At 70.5% G+C, this 16,582-nt stretch carries 11 protein-coding genes; 8 read left to right on the top strand and 3 right to left on the bottom strand.

The window, feature by feature from the left end; genetic code table 11:
- Window positions 1-78: 78 nt before the first annotated feature.
- Window positions 79-1,209 carry a DNA polymerase III subunit beta gene (gene dnaN, locus Cch01nite_RS07280; RefSeq protein ID WP_203750539.1) on the bottom strand — a complete coding sequence of 377 codons (1,131 nt, stop codon included), beginning with the start codon at window positions 1,207-1,209 and terminating at the stop codon, window positions 79-81.
- Window positions 1,210-2,013: 804 nt separating this feature from the next.
- A complete protein-coding gene (dnaA, locus tag Cch01nite_RS07275) occupies window positions 2,014-3,531 on the bottom strand; it encodes a chromosomal replication initiator protein DnaA (RefSeq protein WP_203750537.1) in 1,518 nt (505 codons plus the stop codon).
- A 411-nt stretch (window positions 3,532-3,942) separates the two neighbouring features.
- On the opposite strand from dnaA, the gene rpmH reads away from it, so the two are divergent.
- The 8 genes from rpmH (at window position 3,943) to Cch01nite_RS07235 (ending at window position 15,271) form a co-directional block, all read left to right on the top strand.
- Window positions 3,943-4,080 (top strand): 50S ribosomal protein L34, encoded by a 138-nt coding sequence (rpmH, locus tag Cch01nite_RS07270; protein WP_043601468.1) that lies wholly within the window; start codon window positions 3,943-3,945, stop codon window positions 4,078-4,080.
- Window positions 4,081-4,091: 11 nt separating this feature from the next.
- Window positions 4,092-4,457 (top strand): ribonuclease P protein component, encoded by a 366-nt coding sequence (gene rnpA, locus Cch01nite_RS07265; RefSeq protein WP_203750535.1) that lies wholly within the window; start codon window positions 4,092-4,094, stop codon window positions 4,455-4,457.
- Window positions 4,458-4,464: 7 nt separating this feature from the next.
- Window positions 4,465-4,770 (top strand): membrane protein insertion efficiency factor YidD, encoded by a 306-nt coding sequence (yidD, locus tag Cch01nite_RS07260; protein WP_203750532.1) that lies wholly within the window; start codon window positions 4,465-4,467, stop codon window positions 4,768-4,770.
- A 37-nt stretch (window positions 4,771-4,807) separates the two neighbouring features.
- Window positions 4,808-5,956: a membrane protein insertase YidC gene (yidC, locus tag Cch01nite_RS07255; RefSeq protein ID WP_203750530.1), complete on the top strand. Its 1,149-nt coding sequence runs from the start codon at window positions 4,808-4,810 to the stop codon at window positions 5,954-5,956.
- A gap of 29 nt (window positions 5,957-5,985) precedes the next feature.
- A complete protein-coding gene (locus Cch01nite_RS07250; protein ID WP_203750527.1) occupies window positions 5,986-6,498 on the top strand; it encodes a Jag family protein in 513 nt (170 codons plus the stop codon).
- Window positions 6,499-11,170: 4,672 nt separating this feature from the next.
- Window positions 11,171-11,854 (top strand): 16S rRNA (guanine(527)-N(7))-methyltransferase RsmG, encoded by a 684-nt coding sequence (rsmG, locus tag Cch01nite_RS07245; protein WP_308439214.1) that lies wholly within the window; start codon window positions 11,171-11,173, stop codon window positions 11,852-11,854.
- Window positions 11,855-12,887: 1,033 nt separating this feature from the next.
- Window positions 12,888-13,925, top strand: a complete 1,038-nt coding sequence (locus Cch01nite_RS07240) for a ParA family protein (protein WP_239070016.1) — start codon at window positions 12,888-12,890, stop codon at window positions 13,923-13,925.
- The gene (locus tag Cch01nite_RS07235) at window positions 13,922-15,271 is read left to right on the top strand and encodes a ParB/RepB/Spo0J family partition protein (protein ID WP_203750524.1); all 1,350 of its coding nucleotides are present in this window, start codon (window positions 13,922-13,924) and stop codon (window positions 15,269-15,271) included. The genes Cch01nite_RS07240 and Cch01nite_RS07235 overlap by 4 nt, the downstream gene beginning before the upstream one ends.
- A gap of 146 nt (window positions 15,272-15,417) precedes the next feature.
- Here the strand turns inward: Cch01nite_RS07235 and Cch01nite_RS07230 are convergent, their stop codons facing one another.
- Window positions 15,418-16,368, bottom strand: a complete 951-nt coding sequence (locus tag Cch01nite_RS07230; protein WP_203750521.1) for a D-alanine--D-alanine ligase family protein — start codon at window positions 16,366-16,368, stop codon at window positions 15,418-15,420.
- Window positions 16,369-16,582: the final 214 nt, after the last annotated feature.

The following is a 16,582-nucleotide window of genomic DNA, read 5'->3' as shown; positions in this document are numbered from 1 at the left end:
CCGCGACCGGGTCGCACCGGGGGTGGTGCGGGGCCGTGACGGGCCGTGGTTCGGGCCTCGTGCCCGTCCCGGCCTCGGTCAGCTGGCGAAGCGGATCGGGACCAGCAGGTAGCGGTACTCCTGCAGGTCCTCGCCCTCGAGCGACTCCTGCCCGGTGAACTCGACGGGCTTGTTCGGGTGCGTGAACGACAGCCGCACGAACGTGGTGTCCAGCGCGCTCAGGCCGTCGAGCAGGAACTGCGGGTTGAACGCCACGGAGATGTCGTCGCCGACGAGCGTCGCCTCGAGCGCCTCGGAGGCCTGCGCGTCGTCGCCCTGGCCGGCGTCGAGCACCACCTGGCCCTCGGAGAACGACAGCCGGATCGGGGTGTTGCGCTCCGCGACGAGCGCGACACGCTTGGCGGCGTCCGCCAGCGCCTGCGTCAGGACGACGGCGTGGATCGGCGTCTCGTCCGGGAAGAGCCGGCGCACGGCCGGGTAGTCCCCGTCGACCAGCAGGCTCGTCGTCTGGCGGCCGGCGGCCTCGAACCCGATGAGGTCGACGCCCGCGCCTGTCGAGAGCGCGACCGTGACCGAACCGGCGCTGCCGAGCGACTTCGCCGCGTCCGACAGCGTGCGGGCCCGGACGAGGGCGACCGTGGAGATGTCCGGGCTCGACGGCTTCCACGTGAGCTCGCGCAGGGCGAGGCGATAGCGGTCCGTCGCGAGGAGCGTGACCTTCTCGCCCTCGATCTCGACGCGGACGCCGGTGAGCAGGGGGAGCGTGTCGTCACGGCTGGCGGCGACCGACACCTGGGCGACCGCGTGCGTCAGCTCGTCGCCGTCGACCGTGCCCGCCGTGGCGGGCATGGACGGCAGGTTCGGGTAGTCCTCGACCGGCATCGTCAGGAGGGTGAACCGGCTCGCGCCGCAGGTCACGATGACCTTCGTGCCGTCGAGCACCACGTCGACCGGCTTGGCGGGCAGCGCACGCGAGATCTCCGCGAGCAGACGGCCCGAGACCAGGACCGTGCCCGGCTCGCTCACGTCGGCAGGGATCTGCGAGCGGGCGCTGACCTCGTAGTCGAAGCTCGAGAGCTGGATGGTGCCCGTGGTGTCCGCCTCGATGCGGACGCCGGCGAGCACGGGGACGGGCGGACGGGTGGGCAGGCTCCGCGCCGTCCACGTGACGGCGTCGGCCAGAACGTCACGTTCGACCCGGAACCTCATGCCTCACCTCTCGTCGTTCGGGCCTGTCCGACGCCCCTCGGCGCACGAAGTCGTGCACGCGGGACGCGGCGCTGGTTCGCCCTCCACGACTCGTCGTCGACCCGTGTCCGGGCGTCGGTCCGTCGGGGTGGGACAGGCGTCAGGCGAACACTACGCGAGAGGTCCGACGCTCGGTACAGAGCCCGTCGTGGGCGTGTGCCCTGGTCGGGTTCGTCGCCCGGCCGGCGTGGCCGTCCGCACAACGACGGTGTGTGGATCGACCAGGCAGAGAAGGGTCGTCGTCGTCATCGGGGGTGTGCACGATGTGGAACACCGCCGTCCGTGCAGGTCAGCGGCCGATCGTGGTGTGGATGCCGGGTGTGCGTCGCGGGCCGGTCGTCGTGGACGATCGTGGACGACCGCGAGGTCCCGGATCGCCGTCCACCGTCCACACCCTCGTGATCCACATGTGGATGGGCCTTCATCCACCGTCGTCCACAGGTGTGTGCACAGGTGTGAACATTCGTCCCATGCATGTCTCACTCGACGGCTGAACCTTGCCGTCAACCGTGTCGGATCGATTCGACGGTGAGAGTTGTCTCATGCGTTTCGGCCCGATATGCCGCCACGGGATCGTGCATGTTCGAGACGTCTGTCCGTTTGTGCAGGTCAGAGCGTTGCGGCGTGCTCACGGGTCGCGCTTGGACAGCGTTGCGCCGTTCGGGTGAATGTCGTCACAAGCATCCCCAGGTGCCTGTGGATGTTGTGGATAACTTCTGGGGAGACGACCGGGCGAACAGGTCGTCAGGCACCGAAAACGGGCGCTCAGCCCCGGCTCTGCTGCTTGATCCGGTTGGTGAGCTCGGTGACCTGGTTGTAGATCGAGCGGCGCTCCGCCATCAGCTCACGGATCTTGCGGTTCGCGTGCATCACGGTCGTGTGGTCCCGGCCGCCGAACGCCTGCCCGATCTTCGGCAGCGACAGGTCCGTGAGCTCACGGCACAGGTACATCGCGATCTGCCGGGCCGTGACGAGCACGCGCGACCGGCTCGACCCGCACAGGTCCTCGATGCTCAGGCCGAAGTACGCCGCCGTCTGCCCGATGACCTGGGTCGCCGTGATCTCGGTCGTCTGGTCGTCCGTGATGAGGTCCTTGAGGACGATCTCGGCGAGCGACAGGTCGACCTGCTGGCGGTTGAGGTTCGCGAACGCGGTCACCCGGATCAGCGCACCCTCGAGCTCACGGATGTTCGTCGAGATCTTGCTCGCGATGTACTCGAGGACGTCCGGTGGGGCCTGGAGCTTCTCGCTGCCGGCCTTCTTGCGCAGGATCGCGATACGGGTCTCGAGGTCCGGCGGCTGCACGTCGGTGATGAGGCCCCACTCGAACCGCGACCGCATCCGGTCCTCGAAGCCGTTGAGCTGCTTCGGCGGCAGGTCGGACGTGATCACGACCTGCTTGTTCGCGTTGTGCAGGGTGTTGAACGTGTGGAAGAACTCCTCCATCGTCTGTTCCTTGCCCTGCAGGAACTGGATGTCGTCGATGAGGAGCACGTCGACCTCGCGGTAGCGGCGCTGGAACGCACCGGCCTTGCCCTCGGAGATCGAGTTGATGAAGTCGTTGGTGAACTCCTCCGAGTTCACGTACCGCACCCGGACGCTCGGGTAGAGGTTCTGCGCGTAGTGGCCGATCGCGTGCAGCAGGTGCGTCTTGCCGAGGCCCGAGTCGCCGTAGATGAACAGCGGGTTGTAGGCCTTGGCCGGCGCCTCGGCGACGGCGACGGCGGCCGCGTGCGCGAACCGGTTCGAGCTGCCGATGACGAACGTCTCGAAGAGGTACTTCGGGTTCAGGCGCGCGGGCTCGGCCGCGGCCTGCCGCCTGCCCGTGCCCGGCCGGTCGCCCACGGCCATGAGCCGTCGACCCGCACCCGGCTCGAACGGCGTCTCGTCGTCCGAGATCTCGTCGTCGTGCACGATCGACAGGTCCGGGCGCTCGGCGGGGGCCGAGGAGTCGTAGCCGTCGGACCGCTGGTCGACGGACGGGGGCAGCACCCGCAGGGCCGGGGGAGCGTCCTCGACGATGTCCGGGTCGACGGTGATCGCGAAGCGAGCCTCCCGCTCGAGCGCGTCGCTCAGGGCGTCCGTGACCTCGGAGCGCACGCGCGTCTCGAGGTAGTCCTTGGTCAGGTCGTTGCCCACGGCAAGCAGGAGGGTGCCGTCGAGGAGGCCCAGAGGGCGGGCCAGGCGCACGAAGGCGATCTGGCGCGGGGTGATGTCAGGGCTGCCCTCGAGGGTCGACACCACGTGACCCCAGACACGGGCCAGCTCTTCGTCCTGTGACACGTCCTACCTCGGCTGTTCGATCGCGTGGTGCTCGAGTCTCGCACGGCGGGAAGTTGTCCACATACTTGTCCACACCTGTGAGCGGCGGTTCGCCGCGTCGTTCCTGGCTCCCACGGGGCTGTGTGGGGACGAGCGCTGCCCGCGTTCCACAGATGTGGGCGGCGGGGACGACGACGGACGATGCTAGTCCCCGGTCTCCTCACGGTGGAGGGTGCGAGCGGGTGACCTCCTGACGCATTTGACCGGCTGCGACCCGGCCGCGTACCGTGGTGCAGCCTTCCTGACGGCTCCTGCTGGCGCGCCCTGACGCCGCACGCACGCAGTGCGTGTTCCCGGAGTGGTCGAGCCCGGCGACAGACCAGGCCACGTGCGACACGCGCGAGGCCCAACCCGAAGTAGTTGGAGACTCTCGTGACCAAGCGCACGTTCCAGCCGAACAACCGGCGCCGCGCCAAGACGCACGGCTTCCGCCTGCGTATGCGCACCCGCGCGGGCCGCGCGATCCTCGCCGCGCGTCGCCGTAAGGGCCGCGCGGAGCTCTCGGCCTGACCCCACCGTCGGTGCTGCCCGCTGCGCACCGCATGCGCCGCGCTGCCGACTTCGAGCAGGCGGTGCGCCGCGGTGCGCGCAGCGGACGGGACACCCTCGTGGTGCATCTGACGACCAGGACCGACCCCGGTGCCCCAGGCCCGGTGGTCGGTCTTGTCGTGTCCAAGACGGTCGGCACGGCCGTGACACGGAACCTCGTCAAGCGGCGCCTGCGGGCCCTCGTCCGTGACCGGCTGGACGTCCTGCCCCCGGACGCCGGCATCGTCGTGCGTGCGTTGCCACCGGCGGCATCACAGCCGTTCGCGCAGCTCGGCGCCGACCTCGACTCGGCTCTCGACGGCGCTCGGCGGCGACACACCCGCCGAGCCCAGGCCTAGTCATCCCATGAATCCAGGTCGAGTGGCCCGCGCGATCGTGCGCCTACCCGCCCAGGCGCTGCTCCTGCTGCTCCGCGGCTACCAGCGGTTCATCTCCCCGATGACACCGCCGACCTGCCGGTTCTACCCGTCGTGCTCGCAGTACGCCGTCATCGCCGTGACCCGTCACGGTGCGTTCTACGGCACCTGGCTCGCCGCCCGACGCCTGCTCCGCTGCCACCCGTGGAACCCGGGCGGCGTCGACGACGTTCCCCCTGCACGGCCGCACCACCACTCGCACCGTCACGTCGACGTGGCACCGTCAGCCCACTGATCCACGCACCGATCCACCCACCGAGGAGCTCTGCCACATGACGTGGTTCGACGGTCTGCTCAAGCCGATCATGATTGTCGTCGCCTGGATCATGTACGGGTGGCATCAGCTCCTCTCCTCGCTCGGGCTCGACCCCGACGGTGGCGCGGCATGGGCCCTGTCCATCGTCGGCCTCGTGATCGTCATCCGGATCCTGCTGATCCCGCTGTTCTTCAAGCAGATCAAGGCGTCGCGCGGCATGCAGATGCTCGCGCCCGAGATGCAGGCGATCCAGAAGAAGTACAAGGGGAAGACCGACCCCGCGTCCCGTGAGGCCATGAGCCGCGAGACGATGGAGCTCTACCGCAAGCACGGGACGAACCCCTTCGCCTCCTGCCTGCCGATCCTGCTGCAGTCGCCGATCTTCTTCGCCCTGTTCCGGGTGCTCAACTCGCTCCCGGACATCGCCGACGGCAAGCACGAGCCCATCGGGCCGCTCACGGCGTCGGTCGCGTCGTCCGCCGAGCAGGCCACGATCTTCGGTGCTCCGCTGTCCGGCACCTTCATGCAGGCCGGCGACAACTGGCACATCCGCGTCGTGACGATCGTGCTCATCATCGCGATGTCCGCGACCACGTTCCTCACGCAGCGCCAGCTCACGATGAAGAACATGCCGCCCGCCGCGCTGCAGGGGCCCATGGCGCAGCAGCAGAAGGTCCTGCTCTACGTCCTGCCGCTGATCTTCGCGTTCTCGGGCGTGAACTTCCCGATCGGTGTGCTCATCTACTGGACCACCACCAACCTGTGGTCGATGGGTCAGCAGTTCTACACGATCCGCCGCATGCCGGCCCCTGGCTCCGAGGCCGAGAAGGCCCTCCTGGAGCGCAAGGCGCGCAAGGCTGCGGCCCGGGGGACCATCCCCGAGGCCGACGAGGACGCCCCTCGGGCGGTCATCGTCGAGGACGCACCGCGCAGCGGGCAGCGCCAGCAGCCGAAGCGCAAGGACCGCAACAAGCCGCGTCCCGCCGGGGCGACGACCGGTGGCCCCGTGTCCGACGCGGCGTCGTCGGGCCCGTCGTCCTCGGGTGCGTCGTCCTCGGGTACGTCGTCCTCGGGTACGTCGTCCTCCACCCCTTCCGGCCCTGACGACGACGGGCCTGGCAAGTCCAAGCCGTCGTCGAAGACGCCGACCAAGCCCAAGAAGTAGCGCACGCGCAGCCGATGATCGGAGACTCCATGACCTCGATCTCGCCGGACGCCCCGGCCGAGCCCACCAGCACCAAGCGCCTCGAGGAAGAAGGCGAGATCGCCGCGGACTACCTCGAGGAGCTCCTCGACATCGCCGACCTCGACGGCGACATCGACATCGACATCGACCACGGCCGGGCCGCGGTCGAGATCGTGTCCGAGGACCCGAACGACCGATCGCTGCGGCGGCTCGCCGGTCGTGACGGGGAGGTGCTGGACGCCCTCCAGGAGCTCACCCGGCTTGCCGTGCAGACGAAGACCGGCGAGCGGAGCCGGCTCATGCTCGACGTCGCCGGCTTCCGCGCCGCCCGCCGGAGCGAGCTCGTCGCCGTCGCCGAGACCGCCATCGCGAAGGTGCGCGAGTCCGGTGCCCCCGTGGCGCTCGACCCGATGAACCCGTTCGAGCGGAAGGTCGTGCACGACACCGCCGCCGCAGCGGGACTCGTCAGCGACTCCGAGGGCGTCGAGCCTTCCCGGCACGTGGTGATCCGGCAGGCCTGACAGCTGTCGATCTGCCTGCTGGGGCGGAGGGCGGTGCACCGATCGGTGCGCCGCCCTTCGTCGTCTGACGCGCCCGTGGATCCCGGCTCGGTGGTCGCCGGCGTTCCGTCTCGCCCTGACGGCAGGCGTCAGGGGCGTGCCTCGGTTCGATGGACCGGCGGGGGCGTGGCTCGGTCTGGTGGGCCGGCGGGGCGTCGAGACGATCGTGTGACGTTGGGTGGGCGTGGCGGTGTGGGCTGCTTGACGCCGGTGAGGTCGGCGTCGGACGGGAGTGGCTGACAGGAGCGTCCCGTGTTCGGGCCGTCCAGGTACCGGGTGGCACCAGTGCGTGTTTCGTCAGGGGCGGTCGGTGTCGGAGGCTGCTCGTGCTCGTGCTGTGCTCATGCTTGTTCTTGTGCGCGTGTCGCGCGACGGGATCGGGGCAGGGCGACTGTGGCGAGGTTTCACGTGAAACACCCCCTGTCATCGCAGGGCGGGTTGGTTGGTGCCGCTCCTGTCGTGGGGTCGACGTGATCCCAGCGCGGCCGTCTGACGATCCGCTGGGCGGCGAGCTTCGGTCCGACTCTGCGTGTCGATGGATCTGGCTTGTGCGCATGCGCTTGCTGTCTGCCTGCTCGAGGACGGTCGCGACTGGCGGTTGTTTCACGTGAAACTGGGGAGAGGCGGGCCAGTCCGGACATGCCCTCCCTCGATGGGCATGAGGATGTGCCTGCGCTTCGGGGCCGCTCGACAAGCATGTCGTTGGGGCCGCAGTCGGGTGGTGGTCGCCGCGCTCGGGTCGCCCGGCGGGTGCCCGCCCGGCTAGACGGCCGGCCGTGTTCTGGGTCGGGTGACGGCGAGTCCAGTAGAGCGGTGTGGCCCCGGTAAGCCGCGCGGATTCACCTCACACGTCAGGGTCCACGGGGCGGAGATCATTCAATGCGATCGTGCGCACATGGCTCCCGCAGGCCGTCTGCGATGGACTCCGTCGCGGACGGATTGCACGTCGGGCACCTGAGGGCCGACTCGGGGTCGCCACCGAGGACCACTGGCACACGTAGCTCCGCACATCGGCCGACCGCGCCTACGGCGCGCAGCGCGTTGACGGGATGGGGACTTCGCGACGTGCCCCTCTCCTCCTTTGGCCTCCGGCTAGAGCCGCGAAGCCTGTGACGGCCTGGGTTCCGAGGTGGCTTGCACCTGCGACCAGGACGGCGATGTCCGGGGGAGCGACTGAGCGTGAGCGCACGGCTGTGCGAGCGGCTCGGCTGTGGGGGCTCGACTGCCTGAGCCTGGGCGGCTCCTCGCATCCCGTCGCAATCGGCGTCCGCGCGAGAGGAGTGAGGACGTCCTGGCGGCACACCGCTCCCTTGGGCGCGTAGACGCAAGCACCAGGACTCGTCCAGCCGGAACTGACGAGGGGGATCACCTCTGCAGGGCGCTCGCTCGCTCGAGCGGCCGTACGAGGAGGCCTCTGCCGTCGTCGAGGGTGCGCAGTAGATCCCGGGTGGTGGGCCTGATCGCTCGACGGAGTCCTCCGCTTGCGTGGCGTTCCTGGGATGGCGAGGCAGGAGTCGGGTGGCGCGGCGGATTCGGAGGATCTCCACTCGCGCTGCGCCAGGTCCGCGATTCAGAAGGCAGCGCGGACGTGACCGCCCCGCCGTCGCACTAGCGGATCGGCGCCTTCAGCTCGAATCGACGCCTTCGCCGGGCACACGCGCGGACCGATGGATCGGGGCACACCGAGGGCTGGTCACCGATCGGAGAGTCCCGACGTGTGACGTGTCCGTCAGGGCGCTCGGCGTTTCACGTGAAACCTGGCCGTCCCACATCGAGATCGGTCACCCGCGCGCCATCAGCCGACACCTTGGCGCACCACATTTCAGGAGTTTGCGTCGGACCGATCACACCTCGTGTGCAGCGCGTGGGTGCGATGACGGGCGATGACGCGCATTGGCGCGCCGTCCGATCGTGGGGCAGGGCAGGGGCAGACGCAGGGGCGGGGTCAGGGAAGGGCGGGGGAGAGGGAAGGGCGGGGAGAGGAAAGGGCGGGGGAGAGGGAAGGGCGGGGAGAGGAAAGGGCGGGGAGTGGCAGTGGTCGGTAGTGGCACGGCAGGGCACGGGCGCTAGCGAAGGCGGGGCCAGGGCGGGCGGGTAGGGCGCGGGTAGGGCTCGGGCAGGGCGCGGGCAGGGCGCGGGCGCTAGCGCGGGCAGGGGCTGGCGTGGGAAGGGCCGGACTCAGGCATCGGTGTGGGTGTGGGCGGAGCGGGTGACCTGAAGACGGCCCGTGGGTGTGGTGCCATACAGCGGGCCGTTGTCCGCCGGCACCTGACTGCCACGGGGTCGGCGGCTGGGCGGTGATTGTGACGGGAAGGTCACCCGACATGTGGAGCAACTCGGTCACGAGGCTCGACCTGTGAGGCGTGCGACACGGCACGTTCACGTGGAGGGCGTTTGCCGCGCACCATGGGGCGACACTTGCTGGACCGGCTCAAGGATGCAGTGCCGCGTGGCTGACCGAGCTCGTTTCACGTGAAACGGACGAGCGTCGTGCACCGGTGTGGTCCTGTTTCACGTGGAACGTGGCCCAGCCAACGCTCTAGGCCGGGGATCCGCCGTTCGCTCCGTGTCGAGGATCAGGATCGAGGATCCGGGTCGGGCGTCGTGTCGGCTTCGGTGCGGAGGCGAGGGGCGCTGTCCCGAGTCGACGTTGGACGGAGTGGTGAGCGGCGCTCGATCGCCCTGTCTCACCTCCCCACGTCGCGTAGACACAGGAGTGCCCAGATGCCTGGCCGCCAGGAAGGGTGCGGAGGCTGTTGTGCCCGGTGCAGGTCCGACCATGCGTGCCAGGACTGCTCGAGGGGGGGACTCGCGCACGGACTCGCGCGGCACAAGAGGGTTGAGTGCCGAGTGCCTCGCGGCTTTGCCGGGCCACGTCGTAGGTCGCGCTGGCCGGCGCCGCCCAGTCCCGATCGGCGTCGGACACAGTCGCAGGTGAGGCGCGGCCCGAGGTGTGTGTCGTTGGACTGCGGGCGTGACAGGTCGCCCGTCAAACGGGTGACCCGAGGCATAGACATGGATGCTCTCATCGTCCGAGCGAAGCAGCCCGTGAGCCGTGTGGGCCGGAGCGGTGTCGATGCGGTGTTGGGGTAGTAGGTCGGACGCGGGCTCTGTGAGGTCGGGCCTAGCTGCCGGGGACGCGTCACCCGAGCCCCAGGTGGGGGCGCACGGGCAGGTCCAGGCCGACAGCGATGTCGTCTGAGCCGCGTGGGGTCGCGTCGGTTCCGGTGGCCCGTTCGGCAGGAGTGATCTGCCGTCCCAGCGTCACTGCTGCTCGACGCCGACGTCTTTGGCGGCGATGCCGTGTCGCCGTGCTTCCCGATCGGGGGTACTCGAGGGCGGCGGCTGGCCGCCGGCAGCGCTCGTCGGACTCTCCGCTCCCTCCACTCTGCGCCGGGCTGGGCGGCACCTCGATGACGTGGGAGGTGCCACCGCGCCGGGCCGTTGGATGTTTCACGTGGAACCGCGACGCAGCCAAGGCAAGTCTGAGCAGACAGGGGGCACCTCGCCGACGTGGTGCAGAGGACGTCTCCGGCTGCGCGCGCGGCCGAGCGTCATCGGCGAGCGCGCGCGACAGGCGTGTCTTCAGGCCGCCGGTGACCATGCGCGCTGGTGGACCGTAGACGTCCCAGGGACGGCCCGGCGACGACCGCACCAACGACCGCACCGACGTCCGCACCCAACGCCGAGCGACTACGCCAGGAGCTGATGCCACGGGTTGCTCCCCGGCCGGGACTCACCTCTTATCCCACGGCGCGTACGCACACAGCGACGACCGGGTGCGGTCGGGAGTGAGGGGACGTCCCGCAATGCTGGATCCGGACGCCGCCGGAGCGTGCTCCCCGTCGTGCGCGAAGTGGCCGCAGGGCGAGGTGCGGTCCCCGTGACGCACGATCCAGCCCGGAGGACGAGCGGCCTACGAGTGCGCCCTGCGGCCAAGAGGCCAGGTGACCCCGTGGCGGGCGTGCAGGCCCGGTGATCGAGCAGCGTCTCTCATGGTGCCCGGTCAGACTGGGGTGAGGAGCACGCCCCGTGATGGGCGCTGTACAGGCCCGGAGGGCGAGCGGCGTCCTCGTGGTGTCCGGTCACGCCGGGAGGCGACGTTCGGGCTCGCGATCGGCGTGCAGGCTCGGAGGATGAGCAGCATCTCTTGTGCTGCCCTTTCAGGCCGGGAGGCGAGGAGCGGGCTCGCGATCGGCGTGCAGGTTCGGAGGGCTCCCTGGCACTGGGACCAGGGAACGAGCAAGCCGAGTCGGGGCCCTCGGACTACTTCCGGAGCTACGGGTGGCTGCCTGGGTCGAGGTGGGTGGCGAGCGGGGGATGAGACTCGCGCCGTCGAGTGACACTGCCGCCGCAGGCGCGGTCTTCGTCGCGCGACGGTGGAGCCCCGACCGCGTGGGTCGGAGGTGCTGGCGGCGCGAGGCGCGCGGAGCCGGAGCACACGGTTGACCAGGGACGGGATGCGTTCGCCACGGGCTGCGGGTCGCCCGGGGTGAGCCCTCGCGGCACGGTACGGTAGGGCGGCGCCCAGGCCGCAGCCTTCTCTGTGTCGATCGCACAGCGGCGCGCCAGGACGGTTGACGCCGCTGAGCGGGCCGCTGGTGGACGTGTTTCACGTGAAACGACGGGGGATGTGACGGTGACCGTGAGTGACGCGGGGTCGATCGACGACTCTGATCCGCTTGACGGCGATCCGCGGCTGTCGACCTTCTTCGGCAGCGCGTACCCGTCCGTGAAGGCGTTCCGCGACCTCCTCGTTCGCGAGGGTGTTCTGCGTGGACTGGTCGGCCCACGTGAGGTGTCCCGGCTGTGGAGCCGGCACATCCTGAACTCGGCGGCAGTGGTCCCGTTCCTGCCGGTCTCGGGCAGGATCATCGACCTCGGCAGTGGCGCAGGACTCCCGGGCATCGTGGTCGCCGCGATGCGACCGGACGCTGAGGTCGTGCTTCTCGAGCCCATGGAGCGGCGGACGGACTGGCTGTCCGAGGTCGCGGCCGAGCTCGGGCTGTCGAACGTTGTGGTCCATCGCGGTCGGGCCCAGGACGTCCAGGGCGCGCTGCTGGGTGACGCGGTGACGGCACGCGCTGTCGCGTCGCTGGACAAGCTCTACCGATGGGCGTTCCCGCTGCTGCGTCAGGGCGGCACGCTCGTGGCGCTCAAGGGCGGTAAAGCAGAAGAAGAGGTCGAAGCGGCGCGGCACGTAGGGCGAAAGCTCGGTGGCGGGCAGGCTGAGGTCATCACCGCATCCACCCTCGAGGGTGTGGAAGAGACTCGCGTTGTTCGCGTCGTACGGGAGGCTGTGACGAGTGTTCGGTAGGAAGAAGCGTCGCGCAGATCCGATCCCGTCCACGCCGGCGGACTCCGCCTCGACGCCACCCGCAGGACGTGGCGACGTTCTCCCTCCAGGAGAACCGGCCCGCGTCTGGGCCCCCGCTGCGAGCGCCGTCCCGGAGCCCTCTCCGTCGAATCCCGGTGTCGCGGGGGAGGTGCCGGCGGCGCTCGTTTCACGTGAAACGAGCGCTGGCCCGGTGGGCGCCGACTCGTCAGGCGTCTCCGTGGCGAACGCCGTTTCCGCGCCTGGGTCAAGTGGAGCGTCGGGCGTGACCTCGGATGCCCGGCCGGGTTCCTCCGACGACTCGCTCCGAGCGAGCACGGTCGCACCCACGACCTCCGCCGGGAGCACGTCAGGCGCGAACCCGGTCGATGCTGGCCGGCGCGATCCGGCTACAGCCCCGACCGCGTCCTCCGTCCCAACCGCGTCCGACGCCCCGCAAGCACACACTGCACCGTCGACGCCGACGTCGGTCGGAGCCCCTCACTCCCGTGCGCCGAGGTCGCCCATCCCCGCCGAGCAGCCCGCGGTCGCGGCTGCCGCGTCGCATGTCGGGCAGCCGGGGGAGGCCGGGTCGCCGCTCGTCGCGAGTGCGGCGGCCGCAGCTGCCGAGCAGGCCGGTGTCGACGCACCCGCGGGCGATGTTTCACGTGGAACCGCTGCGCGTGACACGTCTGACCTCCGCGTTCGTGGCGACGTGCCCACGACGTCGACGAGCACGGATGAGCAGCATGCACCGATGGTCGCCGGCGTGCCTCACACTGGAGCGCCGGCTACCGCCCCGGAAGACGAGCTCGGCGAAGACTCGCCCGAGAACACGCACGACAGGAACGACGAGAACCCCGTGACCGACGCTGACAAGGCGCCCCATCTCCCGATCGGTGACCCCGTCCCGGTCGCGGCCACCACCACAGACGGCAGCACCGGCGCACGTCGGTCGTCCCGTCTCGACTCGGACGAGGGCCGTCGTGCGGCACTCGTCGAGAGCCTTCCGGTCCCCACCGACGACACGCCTCTGATGGCTGAGCTCCAGCAGGACGCCCGGCGACGGATCGAGCTCCGTGGCCGCCGGTTCCCGCAGCCGCAGCAGACCAGGATCATCACGGTCGCGAACCAGAAGGGCGGGGTCGGCAAGACGACGACCACGGTGAACCTCGCCGCCGCCCTCGCCCAGTCCGGCCTCAACGTCCTCGTGCTCGACAACGACCCGCAGGGGAACGCGTCGACCGCGCTCGGCGTCGAGCATCGTGCGGGGACGCCGTCGATCTACGAGGTGCTCGTCGAGGGGGCGCCGATCGCCGACGCGGTTCAGCAGAGCCCCGACGTCGAGAACCTCTGGTGCCTTCCCGCGACGATCGATCTCTCGGGTGCGGAGATCGAGCTCGTGTCGATGGTGGCCCGTGAGACCCGGCTCAGGAACGCTCTCGACGCCTACCTCGAGTGGCGCGTCCAGAACGGTCAGGCGCCGATCGACTACGTGTTCGTCGACTGCCCGCCGAGCCTCGGGCTGCTGACGGTGAACGCCTTCGTCGTCGGGCGTGAGGTGCTCATCCCGATCCAGTGCGAGTACTACGCGCTCGAGGGTCTGAGCCAGCTGCTCAAGACGATCCAGCTCATCCAGGCGCACCTGAACCCCGAGCTGCACGTCTCGACGATCCTCCTCACGATGTACGACGCGCGCACGAACCTCGCGCAGCAGGTGGCGGGGGAGGTCCGGACGCACTTCCCGGAGCGCACGCTCCGGACGACGGTGCCTCGTTCCGTCCGGATCTCCGAGGCGCCGAGCTACGGGCAGACCGTCATGACGTACGACTCGGGATCGTCGGGCGCGCTCGCCTACCTGGAGGCCGCGCGTGAGCTCGCCGAGCGTGGGGCTGATGGCCTGGGTGACGGCGCTCCCGGTGTCGACGCGCAGCCGGCGCTCGCCGCGGTGAACGGGCACGACGGCGCCGGAGCCCCGAACGGGGAGCAGGGGCACATCCAGCCTGACGAGTCGCACGACGACCGAATTCGCATGAACGAGCCGGCCATGGCGGCCACCCAGGAGGAGCAGTGAGCGAGAAGCGGCGCGGGTTGGGTCGAGGGCTTGGCGCCCTGATCCCGACAGGGCTCGACGGCCAGCGGCCGAGCGGCGCGGAGCGCCCTGTGGACGTGTTCTTCCCGGACGCCCGCAAGGACGGCGTGGCGGCGACGGCCACCGTCGAGGCCGATCGCCCGGCGGCGGGCACGGACTCCGCAGCGGGCACGGACACGGCTGCGGCAGCTGCGGGTACGAGCGACACCAACCCGACGGCGCTCACGGACGGGTCTCCGTCGTCGGACGGCAGCGGAGCCGGTGCGACGGTCGGCGATGCGACGCCCGCCAACGGTCACACGACGGCCGCCCCGGGTGCGGCGAGCACCATCACGGCGACGGCTGCGAACGGCACGCCCGTCGACGAGCACGGCACGAATGGGCACAGCAGCAACGGGCACCTCACCAACGGGACGCCCGTTACTGCCAACGGTGCAACGAATGTCTCCGGCGATGCCGCCCACGCGGGTGGCGCGGCCGCTCTGCCGGACATCGACGGCCTGGTCCCGGTCCCTGGGGCACGGTTCGCCGAGCTGCCCGTGGGCTCCATCCGGCCGAACCCGCGCCAGCCGCGCACGGTGTTCGACGAGGACGCGCTCGACGAGCTCGTCGGGTCGATCCGGGAGATCGGTGTGCTGCAGCCGGTCGTGGTGCGGTCGGCCGACGACGGCTACGAGCTCATCATGGGCGAGCGCCGGTGGCGGGCGACGCAGGCCGCCGGCCTCGACACGATCCCGGCGATCATCCGCGACACCGAGGACTCGGACCTCCTGCGCGACGCCCTGCTGGAGAACCTGCACCGGGCTCAGCTGAACCCGTTGGAGGAGGCGGCCGCGTACCAGCAGCTGCTCGACGACTTCGGTTGCACGCACGAGCAGCTGGCGACGCGGATCCACCGCTCCCGCCCGCAGATCTCGAACACGCTGCGCCTGCTGAAGCTCCCGCCGCTCGTGCAGCGCCGAGTCGCGGCGGGTGTGCTCTCGGCGGGGCATGCGCGCGCGCTGCTCGGGCTCAACGACGGCGCGGCGATCGAGCGGCTGGCTCAGCGCATCGTCTCGGAGGGGCTGTCGGTGCGGGCGGTCGAGGAGATCGTCTCGCTCGGCATCGACGACGCGGCTCCGGTTCGTCGGGCACGTCCGCGGGCCGGGGAGCGCAACGAGGCGCTGGACAGTCTGGCGGCTCGTCTGTCCGATCGGTTCGAGACTCGCGTGAAGGTCAGCCTGGGCAAGTCGCGGGGCCGGCTGACGGTGGAGTTCGCGTCGGTGCAGGACCTGAACCGCATCCTCGAGAGCCTGGCGCCCGAGGACCCGGGTCTGCTCAAGGGCTGACCGCGTGGAAGTGACGAAGGGGCACCGAGGGATCTCGGTGCCCCTTCGTCGTCCGCGCGTGTGCGGAGGATGTCAGGTCGGACGGCTGTACAAGTCGCCCGATTTCGGACGTACCAACCGGTGACGGCGGTGACGGCCGGGCGATCTCAGCCCCGCAGGGAAGCCTCTACCAGCGATCGGTACAAGTCCCCAAGGTTGTGCCCAGCGGCCTCTGCGGCCTGCGGCAGGAGGGACGTCTCCGTCATCCCGGGGGCCACATTGACCTCCAGGAACCAGACGGTGCCGTCCTCGCCGACGATGAGGTCGGTCCGAGAGATGCGTTCGAGACCGAGCGCCTCGTGCGCGGCGACCGCCACGGCTCCGACCGCCGCGGTGAGCGACTCGGATAACCGAGCGGGCGCGAAGTACTCGACACGACCGGGGTTGTACCGGGCGTCGTAGTCGTACGGACCCTCGGTGACGATCTCGACGGCGGGGAGCGCGACGGGTCCGTCGCCGGTGTCGACGACGCTCACCGCGACCTCCGTCCCGATGGCGGCCCGCTCGACGAGGGCGGTGTCGCTGTACGAGAAGCAGTCGACCATCGCTCGGGGGAGCTCGTCGGCGTGGGTGACGAGGTTGACGCCGAGCGCCGACCCACCCCGCGAGGGCTTCACCACGAGCGGGAGCCCGAGCCGGGACACGATCGCGTCGAGCACCCGGTTGGCCCCGAGCTCCCGGAACAGCGACTGGGGGAGCGTGACGAAGTCGGGGGTCGTGAGGCCGGCCCGCGCGGCGACGGTCTTGGCGATCGGCTTGCTCCAGGCGACCCGGCTGGCGCGCGGTCCGGTGCCGAGGAGCCGGAGGCCGAGGAGCTGCACGACGTCACGGACCGAGCCGTCCTCCCCGCTCGCTCCGTGCAGGACGGGCCACACGAGGTCGGGCCGGAGCTGGGTGAGCGCGGGGACGAGGTCCGAGTCGACGTCGTGCACGCTGACGTCGACCCCGGCCCCGCGCAGTGCCTCGGCGACCCGGCGTCCGGACCGCAGGGACACGTCACGTTCGTGGGAGAGGCCGCCGGCGAGGATGACGACGCGGGGCGAGGACGAGGTGGTCACGGCGAGGTTCGCTCCGAGTTCGACGCGGCAAGGGACGGAAGGACAGGTGCGGCGAGCCGGCCGCCGGGCCGCGGCCGGGACCCGGACCGCGCCGCGACGGACGCCGGGCGCGCACCGCACACCGGGCTGGCAGCCGGCCCGAGAGTCGGCCCGGGAGTCGGCCCGGGAGTCGGCCCGAAAGTCGGCCCGGTGCAGGAGGGGACCACCCGCACGG

It is taken from the genome of Cellulomonas chitinilytica (assembly GCF_016862675.1).
Taxonomy (GTDB): Bacteria; Actinomycetota; Actinomycetes; order Actinomycetales; family Cellulomonadaceae; genus Cellulomonas; species Cellulomonas chitinilytica.
The sequence above is the reverse complement of the archived record's forward strand: the minus strand, read 5'-3'. Positions and strand labels throughout refer to the sequence as shown.